The following is a 17,677-nucleotide window of genomic DNA, read 5'->3' as shown; positions in this document are numbered from 1 at the left end:
CGAGCCCCGAAAGGCCTTCCATACTGCATGCCAGGCGCCGCGCACGCGGTCCGGACCGTCCCACTTCAGCGCACGAGCAGGCCCTATGCCCCACTGGCTGGTGATCGACCTGGAAGCCACCACCGAGGAAGGCGGCTGGCCGGTCGAGGAAATGGAGATCATCGAGATCGGCGCGAGCCTCGTGGCCGCCGCCGACGGCCGCGAGCTGGACCACTTCCAGCGCTTCGTGCGGCCGCAGCGCCGCCCGCTGCTGACCAGCTTCTGCCGCGAACTCACCCACATCAGCCAGGCCGACGTCGACGGCGCCGCACCGCTCACCGAGGTCTGGCCGCAGTTCGAGCGCTGGCTCGCGCAGCACAGCCCGCGCCTGGCCGGCTGGGCCAGCTGGGGCGACTACGACCGCCGCCAGCTGGAACTGGAATGGCGCCAGCAGCACATCGACAGCCACCTCAGCCAGGTGCCGCACCTGAACCTCAAGCAGCGCTTCGCCCAGGCCCGCCAGCTCAAGCGCCCGGTGGGCCTGAACACCGCGCTGCAACTGGCCGGGCTGCACTTCCAGGGCCAGCAGCACCGCGCCCTGGAAGACGCGCGCAACACCGCCAGGCTGCTGCCGCTGGCGCTTTGACGGCCGCGTAGTGACGCTGCCCATCGCCTTGGGCATACTGGCGCTCCTTTTTTTCGCCCTCCCTACCCCCTGTTGCAGGAGCAGCCCCATGTTCAAGGTCAACGAGTACTTCGACGGCACCGTCAAATCCATCGCCTTCGGCATGACCGAGGGCCCGGCCACCATCGGCGTGATGGCCCCCGGCGAGTACGAATTCGGCACCGCCCAGCTGGAGATCATGCACGTGGTCGCCGGCGCCCTGACCGTCAAGCTGCCGGGCAGCGACGAGTGGGAAACCTTCGCCGCCGGCAGCCAGTTCACCGTGCCGGGGAACAGCAAGTTCCAGCTGAAGGTTGCGGTGGATACTGCTTACCTCTGCGAATATCGCTGAGGTCGGGTGGTGTGGTGAAGAAACCGGCCTTTGGGGCCGGTTTTTTATTGGTGGCTTGCGAAAGCAGTGGCGTAATGCCGAAGAGCGCCCTCTCCCTAACCCTCTCCCTGAAGGGAGAGGGGACTGTCCTCTGCCAATCGAAGCATCAGCGCACTCCTGCAGTTTCCGGCTTGAGCCTGACCACCAGAGCACACCGAACGGCCCCCTCTCCCCTCAGGGCGGGGCGCGCAGCCGAGGGCTGGGGAGAGGGAGCGGAGTTCCCCCAGACGCCGGAGCAACCGGTAAGCGCCATTCGCGAGCAAGCTCGCTCCTACGCTCCCCCTCTCCCACCAAGCCTCTGCAACCGCTGCTGCGTTGCACTGGGCGTCTCCCCGAACAACTTGCGGTAATCCCCCGCAAAACGCCCCAGGTGAGCAAAGCCCCACCCCATCGCGATCTCGGAAATGCTGCGCGCCCCGCCCGCAAGAATGTCCTCGCGCACCCCATGCAGCCGGTAATGCTTCAGATAGGTCATGGGCGCACTCCCGAAGTACCTGCGAAACCCCTCGAACAGCTTGAACCGCGATACCCCGGCCGCCGCCTCCAGGTCATCCAGGCACAGGGCTTCGCGCGCATGGGCATGGATGTGTTCGCGGGCGCGCAGCAGATAGTGCGGCACCTTCTCGGCCAGGCAGCGGCGCAACGCCTCGCTGTAGTTGTTCGGCTGGGCGAGGATCAGCCCCTTGAGCAGCGCGCGCTCCAGGTCGCGGCTGAAGAAGGCCTGGCCGAACAGCTCGCTCAGCGCCATCTCCTCGTTCAGGTGGCGGACCATGCGCCACCAGGCGGCCGCCGCGCCGTCATGGGCGTCCATCTCCGGCTCGAACACCAGGGGCTGCTCGGCCGGGCGCTGGAGCATTTCCTCCAGGGTCCGGCGCATGGCCAGCAGCGGGATCACCACCTGCAGCTTGCGGCAGTCGCCGGTGATGTTCAGCTCCTGGCTCTGGTTGGGCGAGACGATCACCCCGCGCTGCGGGTTCGACTGCAGGTAGCGCCCGGCCACGCTCAGCTCCTGCTCGCCCACCAGCGGCAGGCTCAGGCTGTAGCTGTTGAAGCGCTCGGTCTCGACGATGCCGATGGTCACCTCGGTGCCGTACTCGATGCAGCCCAGGGTGGTGGACATGCCCTTGAGCACGCTGCCGCTGTGCTGGAAGCGCACCGCCTCGGGGTGGCCGGCGTGCAGGCGGTGGGGCCCACAGATGGCCGACATCCAGTTGCGGGCGGCGGCAAGGTCGAGGCGATCGGCGTGGATGTCACGGAAGTGACCGGGGTTCTTCGGATTCATCGCTGGGCACTCACGGCTTGTTCGGGGCGGCTCTGACGGCGCTTGCGCCCAGTGTGCAGCAAGACGCGTACCCGCGGGCCACGGATCGTCGGCAAAGCCTCAGTATGCGGATAGTGTTCGACCACTTTCCGGACCATTCGCACCCCGCCGGCGCCCCACCCGCCCCCTCCGCCGCCGCCCGGCGCACCGCGGCTGGGCAGCTTCTACCCAGCCCCCGCACCGCGGTGTTACCCCGCCGCCAATTTTGCGGATCGCCTTCCCCCACTGGGCGGATAGACCGCCATGGCGCGCCGGCCGTGAAATGGCGCCACCGATCCGCCCGATGGGACAACAACAATGAACGCACCAAGCAAGAGCCTTGCGCAGTGGCAGGACTACATCCGTGGCTGCCTGGATTTCCGCCCCGCCGAAGGGGTGTACCGCATCGCCCGGGACATGTTCACCGAGCCGGAACTGTTCGACCTGGAGATGGAGCTGATCTTCGAGAAGCAGTGGATCTACGCCTGCCACGAAAGCGAAATCCCCAACCCCAACGACTTCATCACCCTGCGCGCCGGGCGTCAGCCGATGATCGTAACCCGCGATGCCGGCGGCCAGTTGAACGCCCTGGTCAACGCCTGCCAGCACCGCGGCGCCACCCTCACCCGGGTGTGCAAGGGCAACCAGTCCACTTTCACCTGCCCCTTCCACGCCTGGTGCTACAAGAGCGACGGGCGCCTGGTGAAGGTCAAGGCGCCCGGCGAATACCCGGCGGACTTCGACAAGGCCAGCCGCGGCCTGAAGAAGGCGCGCATCGACAGCTACAGGGGCTTCGTCTTCATCAGCCTGGACGCGAGCGCTACGGACAGCCTGGAAGACTTCCTCGGCGATGCAAAAGTGTTCTTCGACATGATGGTGGCGCAGTCCCCCACCGGCGAGCTGGAAGTGCTGCCGGGCCGCTCCGCGTACACCTTCGAGGGCAACTGGAAGCTGCAGAACGAGAACGGCCTGGACGGCTATCACGTCAGCACCGTGCACTACAACTACGTGGCCACCGTGCAGCACCGCCAGCAGGTCAACGTGGAGAACGGCACGGCCAGCGGCACCCTGGACTACAGCAAGCTCGGCGCCGGCGACGCGCAGACCGACGACGGCTGGTTCAGCTTCCGCAACGGCCACAGCGTGCTGTTCAGCGACATGCCCAACCCCGCCGTGCGCCCCGGCTACGCCAGCGTGATGCCGCGCCTGGTCAAGGAACACGGCCAGGCCAGGGCTGAGTGGATGATGCACCGCCTGCGCAACCTGAACATCTACCCCAGCCTGTTCTTCATGGACCAGATCAGCTCGCAGCTGCGCATCGTCCGCCCCATCGCCTGGAACAAGACCGAGGTCATCAGCCAGTGCATCGGCGTGAAGGGCGAGTCCGAGCAGGACCGCGAGAACCGCATCCGCCAGTTCGAGGACTTCTTCAACGTCTCCGGCATGGGCACGCCGGACGACCTGGTGGAATTCCGCGAGCAGCAGCGCGGCTTCCAGGGCCGCCTGGAGCGCTGGAGCGACATCTCCCGCGGCCACGGCAAGTGGGTCGAGGGCCCGACGCCGAACAGCCGGACGCTGGGCATCGCCCCCGTGCTCACCGGCACCGAGATCACCCACGAGGGCCTCTACGTCAACCAGCACCAGCACTGGCAGCGCTTCCTCCTCGACGGCCTGGAACGCAAGGCCCTGCAACCCAGGGAGGTGCAGGCATGAACGCGCAACTGCAATACCGGGTGGAACAGTTCCTCTACCGCAACGCCGAGGCCTGCGACGCCCAGGACTGGGACGCCTACCTCGACATGTTCAGCGAGGACAGCGAGTTCCACGTCCCGCAGTGGGATTCCGAGCATGTCTACACCACCGACCCCAAGCGCGACATGTCGCTGATCTACTACCCCAGCCGCGCCGGCCTGGAGGACCGGGTGTTCCGCATCCGCACCGGCAAGGCCGCCTCGACCATCCCCATGCCGCGCACCCTGCATGGCATCGACAACGTGCGCATCCGCGAGCTGGACGGCGGCGAGCTGGAAGTGCGGGCCAACTGGCACACGCTGTTCTACCGCCTGGAGACGCCCGGGCAGTTCTTCGGCCACGCCACCTACCGCCTGCGCCCCCATGGCGAGAGCTGGCTGATCGCCCGCAAGCACGTGCTGCTGCTCAACGACCGCATCGATTCGGTGCTCGACTTCTACCACCTGTGAGGATGGCCCGATGAACCACAAGGTCGCCTTCAGCTTCGCCGACGGCAAGACGCTGTTCTTCCCCGTGCAGGGCAACGAAATCCTGCTCGACGCGGCGCTGCGCAACGGCATCAAGATTCCCCTGGACTGCCGCGAGGGCGTCTGCGGCACCTGCATGGGCCGCTGCGAGTCCGGCAGCTACGCGATGGACTACGCCGACGAGGAAACCCTCTCCGCCGAGGACCTGGCCCAGCGCAAGATTCTCAGTTGCCAGACCCGCGTGCAGTCCGACGCCGCGTTCTACTTCGACTTCGACTCCAGCCTGTGCAGCGCCGCCGGCCCGGCCAGCCACCGCGGCGTGGTCAGCGGCGTCGAGCAGGTCTCGGCGAGCACCGCCATCCTGCGCCTGCAGGTCGAAGGCCCGGCGCTGGACTACCTGCCCGGCCAGTACGCGCGCCTGCGCGTGCCGGGCACGGACGCGGTGCGCTCCTACTCCTTCGCCAACCGGCCCAACGCGCAGAACCAGCTGCAGTTCCTCATCCGCCTGCTGCCCGACGGCGCCATGAGCGACTACATCCGCGAGCGCTGCCAGCCGGGCGACGAAATCCGCTTCGAGGCGCCGCTGGGCGCCTTCTACCTGCGCCACGTCGAACGCCCGCTGCTGCTGGTGGCCGGCGGCACCGGGCTGTCGGCCTTCCTCGGCATGCTCGACGAACTGGCCGAGGCCGGCGGCTGCGGCCAGCCGGTGCACCTGTACTACGGCGTGCGCCAGGCGGCGGACCTCTGCGAGCTGGAGCGCATCGCCGGCTACGCCGAGCGCATCCCGGGCTTCGCCTTCACCCCGGTGATCAGCGATGATGCCGGCTGGGACGGCAGGCGCGGCTACGTCACCGAGCACTTCGACGCCGCGGCCCTGCGCGATGCGCCCTTCGACATGTACCTGTGCGGCCCGCCGCCGATGGTCGAGTCGGTGAAGGAATGGTTGCAGGCGCAGGGCCTGGAGAACGGCCGGCTGTACCTGGAGAAATTCACCCAGAGCAACAATTGATCCCGTAGACGCTACGGGTGGGCTGGGCGTAGGGCGAATAACCGTTCGCGGTTATCCGCCGTTGGCCCGAAACACCGCGGCTCTGTATCGCTTGGTAGGAGCGCGCCCTGCGCGCGAAATCGCGGGCAGGGCCCGCTACAGTTCCAGGAAGCACGGTTTTTCGTAGGATGGCGTTGAGCGAAGCGATACCCATCAGCGCAACCGCATGGGTTTCGCAAGCTCAACCCATCCTACGAAAGCGGCGGCCTCAGCCTTCCTCGCCCAGCTCCTCGCTGGCGGCGCGCAGGCATTCGCGGAACAGCCGCGCAGCCGGGCCCAGTTCGCGGCCGCTGGGGTGGAAGCAGCCGATGTCGCCGAAGCGCAGCGCTATGTCCAGCTCGAAGGCGCGGACGCCGCCGCCATCGGCCAGTTGCCGGGCGGTTTCCAGGGGCAGCAGGCCGACGGTCTGCTGGTCCTGCATCAGGGCGACGTTGGTGAGCACCGACAGCGATTCGATCACGTTGCCCGGCAACGCCAGGCCGGCCTGGGCGAACAGGTGATCCACCGTCTGCCGCAGCAGCGAGCCGGGCGGCGGCAGCACCCAGGGGTAGGCGTGCAGCTCGGCCAGGCCCACCGCGCCGCCGGCATGCAGCGGGTGGCCATGGCCGCCGACGATGCACAGGCGCTCATCGTAGAGCACGTCCACGCCCAGCGCCCGCGCCTCGCCGCGGGCCTGCCAGTCGTCCGGCACGCGGCCCACCACCAGGTCCACCTCGCCGCCGATGAGGGCCGGGAACAGCTGGTCGAACTGGCCGATGCGCACCGACACCAGCACCCGCGGCGCACGGCTCTTGAGCAGGCGCAGGGCGCGCGGCAGCAGCGAGGTGGAGGCGGAGATCAGGGTGCCCACCACCACGTGCCCGGAAGTGCCGTCGCGGAAGGCCTCCACCTCGTCGCTCAGGGCCCGCAGCTCGGCGAGCATCGAGCGCGCCCGGCGCAGCACCAGCTCGCCCAGTTCGGTGACCTTCACCCCGCGGTTGCTGCGTTCGAGCAGCGGCGCATCGAAGTACGACTCCAGCTCGTGGATGACCTTGGTCACCGCCGGCTGGGTCAGGTTCAGCACCTGCGCCGCGCGCAGCAGCGAACCGCTCTGCACCACCTGGTCGAGCACCACCAACTGGTAGAACTTCAGCTTGCGCGCGACCGATACCACACTCGACTTCATGGGCTACCCCGACATCCGGTTCAGAAACGGAAAGTACCACGCATCGACAGGCAGGCCGTGCCATCGCCGGCCCGGGTGAGCGCCGTCAGGCCCGGCCTGAGAGTGAACGGAGAGGATTTCTTCGGGGTACGGGCGAGCATCGGCATGGGCGGTCCTCATGTCGGAAATGGCAACGGAGGTGGCCCGGCCGTAATGGCCGGGCCTGCAAAGGGATTCATCGGCTGCTGGCGGCTTCCAGCAGCTGCGGCACCAGCGGCCTGCCCTGCGCGTCCAGGCGCAGGTTGTTGCGCTGGGCATAGGCGCGCCAGTCGCGCAGCAGTTCGGCCAGCGCCTGGGGCCGCTGCGCGGCCAGGTCGTGGCGCTCGCCCGGGTCCGTGGCGAGGTCGTAGAGGTGCCAGCGCGCCTGGGCGTCCTTGACGTCGTAGAGCAGTTTCAGCGAGCCCTTGCGCAGGGCGGCGTTGCCATTGAGCTCCCAGCCCAGCGGCTCGTCGGCGGCATGCACGCGCGCGTCCCGGCCGAACAGCAACGGCAGCATCGACAGGCCCTGCGGCGGGATGACCTCGCGGCCCCGGTAGCGCGGCCCGGGCTGCTCGGCGCCGGCCAGCTCCAGCAGGGTCGGCAGCAGGTCGTGCACCCGCGCCAGCTGCGTGGTGCGCCCGGCGGCGATGCGCTGGGGCATGCAGGCGAACAGCGGCACCCGGTAGCCGCCCTGGTAGGTGGTCATCTTGTAGCGCCGCCCCGGCAACGCGCTGACCTGCGCCCAGGCGCTGCCCTGCAACAGGAAGGAGTCGCGCCGGCCGTAGTTTTCCAGGCGGTTGTCGAAGTGCTCCGCCACCCACCTGGCGTCCATGCTGTCGCGCCCTTCCGGGCCGTTGTCGGACATGAACAGCACCAGGGTGTTGTCCAGTTGCCCGCTGCGGCGCAGGTGGTCGAGCAGGCGGCCGACCTCGGCGTCGAAGGCCTCGATCATGGCCGCATAGACCTCCATGGTGCGCGCCGACTGGCGCTGCTGTTCGTCGCTCAGCGTGGACCAGGCCGGCACGCCCTCCAGTTGCGCCTGCGAGGGATAGCCCTCGGGGATCAGCCCCAGTTCGCGCTGGCGCGCCAGGCGCTGCTCGGCGATGGCCTGGTAGCCGGCGTCGTAGCGCCCGCGGTACTTCGCCAGATAGGCATCCGGCGCCTGCAACGGCCAGTGCGGGGCGGTGTAGGCGGCGAAGGCGAAGAACGGCCGGCCGTCGCCGGCGCGGCGCTCGATCATCTCGATCAGGCGGTCGGTGTACCAGGTGCTGGAGTAGAAGTCGTCCGGCAACTCGATGCCCTGGCCGTCGTGCAGGTAGGTGGTGCTGTAGTTGGGCAGCAGCGCCATGTTGGCCTGCTTGAAGTTGGCCGCGCCGCCTTCCAGCAGCACGTAGGACTCCTCGAAGCCCCTGTTCTGCGGCTGCAGCTCCGGCTGCTTGCCCAGGTGCCACTTGCCGGCGATGTAGGTGTGGTAGCCGGCATCGCCCAGCAGCTCGGCGAGGGTCGGCACCCTGGCCGCCAGCACGCCCTCGTAGCCGGGGCGCAGGCGTTCGCGCTGCGCAGGTGGCAGGCGGCCGCGCCATTCGGCCATCATGCCGACGCCGACCAGGTGCGGGTCGTTGCCCGAGAGCAGCGCCGAGCGCGTGGTGGAGCAACTGGGCGTGGCGTGGAAGTCGAGGAAGGTCATGCCCTGGCGGGCCAGGCGGTCGAGGTTGGGGGTGGCGATTTCGCCACCCAATGCGCCTATGTCGGAAAAGCCCAGGTCGTCGGCGACGATCAGCAGCACGTTGGGCCGCTGGCCGCCGTCAGCGGCCTGGGCGAAGGGTAATGCGCTGGCCAGCAGCGCAGCGGCCAGCCACTTGAGCAAGGTATGCATGGGGATGGAACCCTCCTTCCTGTCGTTGTCGGCCAGCCGCGGGCGCCTCAGGCGAGTTCACTCCGCGCGGCGCCCGGTGCGCGGCGCAGGGCCATGACGAACAGCGCCAGGCTGGCCAGCAGCGCCGGCGCGGCGAGCCAGATGAAGAACACCTGCAGGCCACCGGCGGCCTCGAACAGCCAGGCGCCGAGCAGCGAACCGATGATCGAGCCGGCGCGCCCGGCGCTCAGTGCCCAGCTCACGCCGGTGGCGCGGGCGTGGGTCGGGTACAGGGTGGCGGCGAGGATGCTCAGGTTGTTCAGCGCGCCGGTGAGGGTGAAGCCCACGGCGAAGACCATCAGCAGCAGCGCCAGGCCGTTGCCCAGCTGGGTGCCGGTCAGCGCCAGGGCCACGGCGGCACACAGGCACAGCGGCGGCAGCAGGCGCTGAGCGCCGAAGCGGTCCATCAGCAGAGCCATGACGATGCCGCCGATCACCCCGCCGAAGGGGATCATCGCGGCGATGTGCGAGGTCTCCTGGGTGCCGTAGCCGCTGCCGCGGAGGATGGTCGGCAGCCAACTGGTCAGCAGGTAGAAGACGAACAGGCAGCAGAAGAAGGTCAGCCACAGCATCAGGGTGCGCAGCGCCCGGCCCTCGGCGAACAGGGTCGAGGCCGGCGAGCGCTGTTGCGCGGCGGCGACGTCGCCGACCAGGGTCACTTCGTCCAGGTCCTGGCGAGCGCTGATGCGCCCGAGGATCGCCCGCAGCCGCTGGGCGTGGGCCGGGCTGCCGGCCATGAAGCAGGTGGATTCCGGCAGCGCCAGGACCAGCGCCGGCAACAGCACCAGCGGCGTCAGGCCGCCGCACAGCAGCAGGCCCTTCCAGCCCACCAGCGGCAGCAGCAGGCCGGCCACCCAGCCGCCCAGGGCCAGGCCCAGGGTGAAGCCGGAATAGCTCAGGGTCACCAGCAGCATGCGCCGCCGCGCCGGCGAGTATTCCGAGCTGAGGGTGATGGCGTTGGGCAGCACCCCGCCCAGGCCCAGGCCGGTGAAGAAGCGCAGCGCGGTGAGCACCTCGATGTTCGGCGCCAGGGCGCAGGCCAGGGTGCCCAGGGCGACTATGCCCAGGCTGAGCAGCAGGACGAACTTGCGGCCCTTGCGGTCGGCCACCGGGCCGAAGCCGACGCTGCCCACCAGCATGCCGAACAGTCCGGCGGCGAAGGCCGGGGCCAGCTGGCCGCGGGTGATGCCCCAGTCGCGGATCAGCTCGGGGGCGATGTAGCCGATGGCGGCGGTGTCGAAGCCGTCGAGCACCACCACCAGGAAGCACAGCAGCAACACGCGGATCTGCAGGGCGGACAGCGGACTGTTGTCGATCAGGTCGCTGACGCGCAGGGTTTGTCTGTTCATGGCGTTCTTCTCGTTGTTAGAGGATGGGCCGGCTCAGAAGAGCTTCCAGGTGTAACTGAGGATCAGGCGGTTCTCGTCGACGTCGGTGAGGTAGTTGGAGCGGGCCACGGCGTTGCGCAGGCGGACGTTCAGCCCGGCCAGCGGGCCGCCCTGCAGCGTGTAGGCCAGCTCCAGGTCGCGCTCGCGGTCGCGGCCCTCGAAGCCCCTGCCGGTGTCGACGTTGCTGCCGCGCAGGTAGCGCAGCGTGGTACTCAGGCCGGGGATGCCGAGGGCGGCGAAGTCGTAGTCGTGGCGCACCTGCCAGGAACGCTCGTCGGCCGAGGCGAACATGAAAGTGGGCACCTCGTTGCCCAGCGGCGCGACGTTGGGGAACACCCGCGGGAAGCCGTCGTCGCCGAACATGCCCTGGTAGCCGACGTAGAAGCTGTGCCCGCCGCGCCTGGCCGAGAGCAGCGCGTAGAAGGCGCGGTTGTCCAGCTTGCCGAGCAGGCGCTTGCCGTCCTCGTTGGCGTCGTAGTAGCCGAGGTTGCCGCCCAGCACCCAGTCGCCGACGCTCTGGCTGTGCTTGAGGCCGACAAAGCCCTGGCGGTAGATGTCTTCCAGTTGGCCGTACCACAGGCTGGCGCGGGTGCGCTTGGCGTTGAAGTCGTAGTCGCCACCGGCGAAGTTGAAGGCGTCGCTTTCCACCTGGCGGTAGGGCGTCGCGCCGACCATCGCCTGCAGGTCGCTGGTGCCGGCCTCGTTGCGCATGCTGTAGGACTTCAGCCGGCCCGCCTGCAGGGCCAGGCCGGGAATCTCCGCGGAGGCCAGCATGGCGCCCTGGTAGGTCGGCGGCAGCAGGCGGTTGTCGCTGGCCGGCAGCACCGGCAGGTTGGGCTGCAGTTCGCCGAGCTTGAGTTCGCTGTGCGAGACCTTCGCCTTCAGCGCCACGCCCAGGCGGCTGTAGTCGTCCGGCGCGCGGCTGTCGCCATCCACCGGCAGCAGGCCGGTGTTGGCCCGGTCCGGGCTGCTGTCCAGCTTCAGGCCGAGCAGGCCGATGGCGTCCACGCCGAAGCCCACGGGCCCCGGCGTGTAGCCGGAACGGAAGTCGAGGATGAAGCCCTGGGCCCACTCCTCCGCCTTCGATTGCCGGCTGGCGCCGACGATGTCCGAATAGTCGCGGCTGAAGTAGTAGTTGCGCGCCTGCAGGGTGGCGCTGGCGCCCTCGACCAGGCCCTCGCCGGCCTCGACCTGGGGCAGCGCCGCCAGGGTGCCGGAGGCGAGCACCGCCAGGGACAGTTTGGGGTGATTGCTCATGCTGCTTGCACTCTTCTCGTTGTTGTAGGCAAAGCGTCCCCTGCCACCAGCAGCCCGGCGGCAGGAATGAGTCGGTAGCGGAATCGTCAGTTCACCGGTTCGCGCTGGCGCAACGCGGCGTCGTAGGGCTCGCGCACTACGCCCTTGGGCGTCAGCTCGAAGGCCATCAGGTCCTGGCCGATGACGAAGGAACCGTCGTAGCCCTGGGCCACGCGCGAACGGATGTCCTCTTCGGAAGCGCGGCCGATGTCGCCGCGGCTGTACAGCGAGATGTGCGAGAACACCGCATCGCGCGGGCGCGTTTCGCTGAGCACCTTCGCCACCGTCTCCGGGTTGGCCAGGTAGTCGTAGAAGTGCTTCACGTAGTCGGGGTAGGCCTTTTCCAGCTGATGGCTGGCGATCGACAGGGAGTGCACCAGCAGGTCCACGCCCTTGGCCTGGCGGACCAGGTTGGGGGCGTAGGTGGTGTCGCCGGAGAGCACCACCGACCGCCCCGCATAGTCGATGCGATAACCGTAGGCCGGCTTCACGTAGCCGTGGTCCACCAGGAACGCGGTGACCTTCACCCCCTCTTTGTCGAAGACCACGCCGCCGTCCGCCGCTATGGCCTGGTCGGCGATGCGCGCGGCCTGCGCGTTGGTCTCCTTGCCGCGGATGCGGTTGTTCTCGCTGAACATCTGCTCGATGCCCCGCGCCACGCTGTCGATGCCCTTGGGCCCATAGACCGGCAGGGCCTGGGTGCGCCGGCCGTCGTCGGTGGGCAGCGGCGCGGTGGCGTACAGGTCCGGCAGGCCGGTGAGGTGATCGGAGTGCAGGTGGGTGATGAACACCGCCTCGATATCGCGCAGCGGCACCTGCAGCTGGTGCAGGCGGATGGCCGCGCCGCGCCCGGCGTCGAACAGCAGTTTGTGCGGGCCGGCCTCGACCAGGGTGCTCATGCCGAAGCGGTTGACGTTGAGGATGGGGGTCCCGGTGCCCAGCAGGGTCACCTTGATGCTGTCTTCCGCCGCCGCGGAGGCGGGGGCGCCATGCAGCGCCAGCAAGGCGGCGCCGACGGCGCCCAGGATGCGCAGAGCTTTCATCGTGTTCTACCTTCTATTGTTGTTATGGGTCACTTGGCCGGTACCGGCCCGGCACGCCCAGCCATTACCGGCCGCCGCGCCCTGCCGGTCTATCCGCATAGTCGGCGGCTTCGATCCGCTGAGTGCCGCTGCGCTCGCCGCGCCGCCCGGCTCGCGGCCGCCGGGTCGGAAGCCGCTGCCGTATCCCCTTTCAAAGACCGAAGAAAGCCTGGGCGTTGCCGGCGCAGATGCGCGCCTTGTCCTGCTCGCTGAGCTGCGGGTGCTCCAGCACGCCGGCGCCGATGCTCTGTTCGCCCAGCGGGAAGGGCGAGTCGGAGCCGAGCATCACCCGGTCGGCGCCCATCACGTCCACCAGCAGGCGCAGCGCGCCGGGGTCGAATACCGCCGAGTCGACGAAGAAGCGCTTGACGTAGCTGGACGGCAGCTGCGGGCAGTCCTCGCGGACGATGTCGCGGTGGCGCCAGGCGTTGTCCACGCGGCCGAGCAGGAAGGCGAAGCCGCCGCCGCCGTGGGCGAAGCAGATGCGCAGCGACTCGGGCAGGCGCTCGAAGGCGCCGGAGAGGATCAGCGAGAGGATGCCCAGCTGGGTTTCCGCCGGCATGGCCACCAGCCAGGGCAGCATCCACTTCTTCATGCGCTCGCGGCCCATCATGTCCCAGGGGTGCACCAGCAGCGGGATGCCTTCGTTGGCGCAGTGGCGCAGGAAGATCTCCAGGCCGGAGTCGTCCAGGTCGCGCTCGCCGACGTGGTTGCCGATCTGCACGCCGACGTGGCCGCAGGCCATGGCCCGGCTGGCTTCGCGGCAGGCGGCGTCGATGTCCTGCAGCGGCACCTGGGCCAGCACCTTGAGGCGCTCCGGGGCGATGGCGGTCATCTCCAGGGCGCGGTCGTTCATCAACTGCGCCCAGGGCAAGGCGCGCTCGATGGGCTGGTCGTAGCCGAACATCACCGGGGTGGCGCACATCACCTGGGCATCCAGGCCCTGCTCGTCCAGGTGCTCGATGCGCCGCTGGGCGTCCCAGAGCACGTCGTGCACCGGGCGGAACGGCTTGTCGCCGAGCATGATCTGCCCGTGGCGGCCCTCGGTGTGCAGCCAGGGCGCGCGCTGCGGGTGCAGGCGCGCGGCCTCGGCCTGGGTGATGCGCGGGAAGAAGTGCGAGTGGATGTCGATCTTCATGGGCGATGGAACTCGTTGAGTGTCTGGTGCCAGGCCTGCCAGTCGCGGCCGGGGTGGATCTCGCCGCATTCGTGGCAGCGGCGTTCCTCGTCGGAGGTGGCGTAGAACTGCTCGTACACCGGCGGCAGGTCGGCGACGATGCTTTGCAGCTGCATTTCGTAGCGCTTGATCAGGCAGCCGCAGCGCGCGCAGGACCACTGCAGGGCATCGTGCTGGCCCGCCGGGCGGCGGTGCTCGATGACCAGGCACAGGCTGCCGGGCTCGGGGCGCTGCGGCGAATGGATGACGTGCGGGGCCATCAGGTAGATGTCGCCTTCCTTGAGGTCCACCCGCTCGTAGCGGCCGCGGTCCCAGATGTTCAGGTAGGCGTTGCCCTTGAACTGGTAGAAGAACTCTTCCACCGGGTCGTCGTGGAAGTCGGTGCGCTGGTTGGGGCCGCCGACCACGGTGACCATGTAGTCGCTGCCCTGCCAGATCTGCTGGTTGTTCACCGGCGGCTCGAGCAGGTGGGCGTGCTCGTCGAGCCAGCGGTTGAAATTGAAGGGTGCGCTGAAGTGGTGCTTGTCCATTGTTGTTGTCTCCCAGCGGTTCAACGGGTGCGGGGGGCGTAGGCCACCGCCTTGATCTCGATGCGCAGGTGCGGGTGCGGCAGTTGGTGCACGGCCACGGTGGTGCGGGTCGGGCCGTTCTCGTCGAAGAACTCGGCGTAGACCTGGTTGTAGCCGCCGAAGTCGTTCATATCGACGAGGAAGCTGCTGATCTCCACGACGTCCGCCAGGCTGGCGCCCTCGCTGGCGAGGATGTCGCGGATGTTCTCGATCACCGCGCGGGTCTGGGCGCGGATGTCGAGGTTGGTGGTGCCCATGGCATCCACCTCGACGCCGACGAAGCTGTTGTCCGGGCGCCGCGAGCTGGTGCCGGAGACGAAGAGGAAGTCGCCGGCGCGCTTGATGTGCGGGAAGCGCCCGCGCGGGGTGGCCTTGCCGGCGACCACGGTGGATTTGGTTTCGCTCATGCTGCTGCTCCTTGAGGGTTGCGGACGCTGAAACTGCTCTGCCCCAGGCCCTGGACTTCGACGCTGACGTGCATGCCGGGGCGCAGCGCCTCGGCGGCGGTGGCGGCGCCGGCCATCACCAGGCTGCCGGCGGGCAGTTCGATCTGCGCCTGGTGCAGCAGGCGCGAGGCCTGCACCAGACTGCGCAGCGGGTTGCCGAGGATGGCCGCGGTGGAGCCGGCCTGGACCACGCGGCCATCCAGGCGCAGCACCACGCCGGCATTGGCCAGGGCGCCGAAGTCCCGCGACCAGGGGCCGACGGTGAGGCCGGCGGAGGAGCAGTTGTCCGCCACCACGTCCTCGAGGCTGAACTTGAAGGCCTGGTAACGCGAGTCGATGATCTCCAGCGCCGGGGCCACGGCCTCGATGTAGTCGGCGGCTTCCAGCAGCGTCAGCGGGCGGTCGATGGCGCGGCGGGTGAGGAAGCAGACTTCCGGCTCGACGCGCGGGTGGATGTAGCGGGCCAGGTCGACCAGGCCGCCGTCCTCTTCCAGCATGGCGTCGGTGAGCCAGCCCCAGATCAGGCTGTCGACGCCCATCTGGACCATCTTGGCGCGGCTGGTGAAGCCCAGCTTGACGCCGATGCTGCGCTCGCCGTCGTCGTAGCGGCGCTGCATGGAAGCGCGCTGGATGCGGTAGGCGTCATCCAGGCTGAAGGGCGTGCTGGCGCTGAACTGCGCCAGCGGTTCGGCATGCCGCGCGGCCTGGTCGAGGGCCTGGGCGATGCGGGGGATGTCGGTGCTCATGTGCACTACTCCTGCGATTTAGGCTTTTCGTAGGATGGGTTGAGCCTGCGAAACCCATCGGGCATGGCGATGGGTATCGCTTCGCTCAACCCATCCTACGGAGGTGTTTCTCCTGCGCCTCCGCCACGTCGTTCCCCTGTAGGAGCGCGCCCTGCGCGCGAATCGCAGGCAGGGCCTGCTCCTACAGTCGAGGTCGAGGTCAGGCGCGGGCGGCCAGCAGGTCCAGGGCCACGTCGACGATCATGTCTTCCTGGCCGCCGACCATGCGGCGTTTGCCCAGTTCGACGAGGATGTCCACCGCCTTGATGTCGTACTTGGCCGAGGCCACCTCGGCGTGGCGCAGGAAGCTGGAGTAGACGCCTGCGTAGCCCAGGGCGAGGGTTTCGCGATCGACGCGTACCGGGCGGTCCTGCAGGGGGCGCACCAGATCGTCGGCGGCATCCATCAGGGCATACAGGTCGGTGCCGTGATGCCAGCCGAGCTTGTCGGCGGCGGCAATGAACACTTCCAGCGGCGCATTGCCGGCGCCCGCGCCCATGCCGGCCAGGCTGGCGTCGATGCGGTTGCAGCCCTCCTCCACCGCGGCGATGGAATTCGCCACGCCGAGGCTGAGGTTGTGGTGGGCGTGGATGCCGGTTTCGGTTTCGGGCTTCAGGACCGCTTTCACGGCACGGAAGCGCGCGCGGATATCGTCCATGTTCATCGCGCCGCCGGAATCGACGACGTAGATGCAGGTGGCGCCGTAGCTCTCCATCAGCTTGGCCTGTTGGGCTAAGCCTTCAGGGCTTTGCATGTGGCTCATCATCAGGAAGCCCACGGTGTCCATACCGAGTTCGCGGGCGTATTCGATGTGCTGCTTGGAGACGTCGGCCTCGGTGCAGTGCGTCGCCACGCGAACCACGCGAGCGCCGGCGTTGTAGGCGTTCTTCAGGTCATGGATGGTGCCGATGCCCGGCAGCAGCAGCGTGGCGATCTTGGCGTGCTTCACCACGTCGGCCGCCGCTTCGATCCATTCCAGATCAGTGTGGGTGCCGAAGCCGTAGTTGAAGGACGAGCCTTGCAGGCCATCGCCGTGAGCCACTTCGATGGAGTCCACCTTGGCGAGGTCGAGGGCGGCGGCGATGGCCCGCACGTCTTCCAGGCTGTACTGGTGACGAATCGCATGCATGCCATCGCGCAGGGTCACGTCGGAGATATAGAGTTTCTGGCTCATGCCGAAGCCTCCATTGCCTGTGCCATGCGCTCGGCGGTGGCCAGCGCGGCGGAGGTCATGATGTCGAGGTTGCCGGCGTAGGCCGGCAGGTAGTGGGCGGCGCCTTCCACTTCGAGGAACACCGAGGTTTTCAGGCCGCTGAAGCTGCCGTGGCCGGGGATGTTCAGGTCGGTCACCAGGTCGAACTGGACCTTCTGCTTCAGGCGATAGCCGGGGACATAGGCCTGCACGGCGGCGGCCATTTCCTCGATGCTGGCCTCGACCTTGGAGGGGTCCACCGCTTCGCTCAGCACGTACACGGTGTCGCGCATGATCAGCGGCGGCTCGGCCGGGTTCATGATGATGATCGCCTTGCCCTTCGCCGCACCACCGATCACTTCGATGGCTTTCGAGGTGGTCTCGGTGAACTCGTCGATATTGGCGCGGGTGCCGGGACCTGCCGATTTCGAAGCGATGGAAGCGATGATTTCCGCGTAGTGGACTTTGGCCACACGGGACACGGCAGCCACCATCGGAATGGTCGCCTGCCCACCGCAGGTCACCATGTTCACGTTGCTGGCCGTGAGGTGCTGCTCCAGGTTGACCACCGGCACGCAATAGGGACCGATCGCGGCCGGGGTCAGGTCGATCATCCGCAGCCCGGGCTTCACGCCGAGCAGGAAGGCGTCGTTCTTCACGTGGGCGCTGGCGGAAGTGGCATCGAAAACGAAGTCGATGTCGGCGAACACCGGCAGTTTCACCAGCCCTTCGACACCCTCGTGGGTGGTGGCCACGCCCATGCGGGCGGCGCGGGCCAGACCGTCGGAGGCCGGGTCGATACCGACCATGGCGGCCATTTCCAGATGCTGCGCGTTGCGCAGGATCTTGATCATCAGGTCGGTGCCGATGTTGCCGGAACCGATGATGGCGGCTTTTCTCTTCTTACTCATAAACACCCCTCGAAAAGCATTCGATCAAGAGCAAAGAGCTCGATTAAGAGCGCTGGAGGCTGAAGGCTGGACGAAAGAGCACCGACCTCCGCCGTGGCAGGGATCGCTTGTCGTTCAGCCTCCAGCCTCCAG

General features: G+C 68.3%; 18 protein-coding genes. 5 read left to right on the top strand and 13 right to left on the bottom strand.

Going from position 1 to position 17,677, the window contains the following annotated elements:
* Positions 1-85: 85 nt before the first annotated feature.
* Together IG194_RS25930 and IG194_RS25925 are read left to right on the top strand one after the other, a co-directional pair.
* On the top strand, positions 86-625 hold the full coding sequence (locus tag IG194_RS25930; RefSeq protein ID WP_009619365.1) for an exonuclease domain-containing protein: 540 nt from the start codon (positions 86-88) through the stop codon (positions 623-625).
* Between the two features lie 88 nt (positions 626-713).
* Positions 714-995, top strand: coding sequence for a pyrimidine/purine nucleoside phosphorylase (locus tag IG194_RS25925; RefSeq protein ID WP_009619363.1), 282 nt, complete (start codon positions 714-716; stop codon positions 993-995).
* A 310-nt stretch (positions 996-1,305) separates the two neighbouring features.
* Here the strand turns inward: IG194_RS25925 and IG194_RS25920 are convergent, their stop codons facing one another.
* Positions 1,306-2,316, bottom strand: a complete 1,011-nt coding sequence (locus IG194_RS25920; protein ID WP_058489158.1) for an AraC family transcriptional regulator — start codon at positions 2,314-2,316, stop codon at positions 1,306-1,308.
* A gap of 336 nt (positions 2,317-2,652) precedes the next feature.
* On the opposite strand from IG194_RS25920, the gene antA reads away from it, so the two are divergent.
* Genes antA through antC form a run of 3 tightly spaced genes read left to right on the top strand, consistent with a single transcriptional unit; the run spans position 2,653 to position 5,562 of the window.
* Positions 2,653-4,047: an anthranilate 1,2-dioxygenase large subunit gene (gene antA / locus IG194_RS25915; protein ID WP_058489157.1), complete on the top strand. Its 1,395-nt coding sequence runs from the start codon at positions 2,653-2,655 to the stop codon at positions 4,045-4,047.
* On the top strand, positions 4,044-4,535 hold the full coding sequence (gene antB, locus IG194_RS25910) for an anthranilate 1,2-dioxygenase small subunit (RefSeq protein ID WP_058489156.1): 492 nt from the start codon (positions 4,044-4,046) through the stop codon (positions 4,533-4,535). The genes antA and antB overlap by 4 nt, the downstream gene beginning before the upstream one ends.
* A gap of 10 nt (positions 4,536-4,545) precedes the next feature.
* Positions 4,546-5,562: an anthranilate 1,2-dioxygenase electron transfer component AntC gene (gene antC / locus IG194_RS25905; protein ID WP_058489155.1), complete on the top strand. Its 1,017-nt coding sequence runs from the start codon at positions 4,546-4,548 to the stop codon at positions 5,560-5,562.
* Positions 5,563-5,809: 247 nt separating this feature from the next.
* Here antC and IG194_RS25900 read toward each other — a convergent pair whose 3' ends face one another.
* From IG194_RS25900 to IG194_RS25850, 12 genes are all read right to left on the bottom strand, one after another.
* Positions 5,810-6,766 carry a LysR substrate-binding domain-containing protein gene (locus IG194_RS25900; RefSeq protein ID WP_009619353.1) on the bottom strand — a complete coding sequence of 319 codons (957 nt, stop codon included), beginning with the start codon at positions 6,764-6,766 and terminating at the stop codon, positions 5,810-5,812.
* Between the two features lie 20 nt (positions 6,767-6,786).
* Positions 6,787-6,912 (bottom strand): hypothetical protein, encoded by a 126-nt coding sequence (locus IG194_RS33090; protein WP_263866476.1) that lies wholly within the window; start codon positions 6,910-6,912, stop codon positions 6,787-6,789.
* Between the two features lie 68 nt (positions 6,913-6,980).
* Positions 6,981-8,660, bottom strand: coding sequence for an arylsulfatase (locus IG194_RS25895; RefSeq protein ID WP_058489154.1), 1,680 nt, complete (start codon positions 8,658-8,660; stop codon positions 6,981-6,983).
* A 47-nt stretch (positions 8,661-8,707) separates the two neighbouring features.
* Complete coding sequence (locus IG194_RS25890) at positions 8,708-10,048, bottom strand: MFS transporter (protein WP_058489153.1); 1,341 nt, start codon at positions 10,046-10,048, stop codon at positions 8,708-8,710.
* A gap of 33 nt (positions 10,049-10,081) precedes the next feature.
* Entirely contained in the window at positions 10,082-11,344 is a 1,263-nt protein-coding gene (locus tag IG194_RS25885; protein ID WP_058489152.1) for an OprD family porin, read from the bottom strand.
* Positions 11,345-11,430: 86 nt separating this feature from the next.
* The gene (locus IG194_RS25880; RefSeq protein ID WP_058489151.1) at positions 11,431-12,426 is read right to left on the bottom strand and encodes an MBL fold metallo-hydrolase; all 996 of its coding nucleotides are present in this window, start codon (positions 12,424-12,426) and stop codon (positions 11,431-11,433) included.
* A gap of 190 nt (positions 12,427-12,616) precedes the next feature.
* Positions 12,617-13,603, bottom strand: coding sequence for an amidohydrolase family protein (locus tag IG194_RS25875; RefSeq protein WP_009619340.1), 987 nt, complete (start codon positions 13,601-13,603; stop codon positions 12,617-12,619).
* The gene (locus IG194_RS25870) at positions 13,600-14,172 is read right to left on the bottom strand and encodes a 3-hydroxyanthranilate 3,4-dioxygenase (protein ID WP_043266760.1); all 573 of its coding nucleotides are present in this window, start codon (positions 14,170-14,172) and stop codon (positions 13,600-13,602) included. Before IG194_RS25870 ends, IG194_RS25875 begins: the two co-directional genes overlap by 4 nt.
* Positions 14,173-14,192: 20 nt before the next feature.
* Entirely contained in the window at positions 14,193-14,618 is a 426-nt protein-coding gene (locus IG194_RS25865) for a RidA family protein (protein ID WP_043266762.1), read from the bottom strand.
* Positions 14,615-15,403, bottom strand: coding sequence for a 2-keto-4-pentenoate hydratase (locus IG194_RS25860; RefSeq protein ID WP_009619334.1), 789 nt, complete (start codon positions 15,401-15,403; stop codon positions 14,615-14,617). Before IG194_RS25860 ends, IG194_RS25865 begins: the two co-directional genes overlap by 4 nt.
* Positions 15,404-15,602: 199 nt before the next feature.
* Positions 15,603-16,616 (bottom strand): 4-hydroxy-2-oxovalerate aldolase, encoded by a 1,014-nt coding sequence (gene mhpE, locus IG194_RS25855; RefSeq protein WP_058489150.1) that lies wholly within the window; start codon positions 16,614-16,616, stop codon positions 15,603-15,605.
* Positions 16,613-17,545, bottom strand: a complete 933-nt coding sequence (locus IG194_RS25850) for an acetaldehyde dehydrogenase (acetylating) (RefSeq protein ID WP_009619324.1) — start codon at positions 17,543-17,545, stop codon at positions 16,613-16,615. The genes mhpE and IG194_RS25850 overlap by 4 nt, the downstream gene beginning before the upstream one ends.
* Positions 17,546-17,677 lie beyond the last annotated feature (132 nt).

Source organism: Pseudomonas sp. ADPe (assembly GCF_014843515.1).
Taxonomy (GTDB): Bacteria; Pseudomonadota; Gammaproteobacteria; order Pseudomonadales; family Pseudomonadaceae; genus Pseudomonas; species Pseudomonas citronellolis.
Note: the sequence above shows the minus strand (reverse complement) of the source record. Positions and strands in the feature narration are given on the sequence as shown.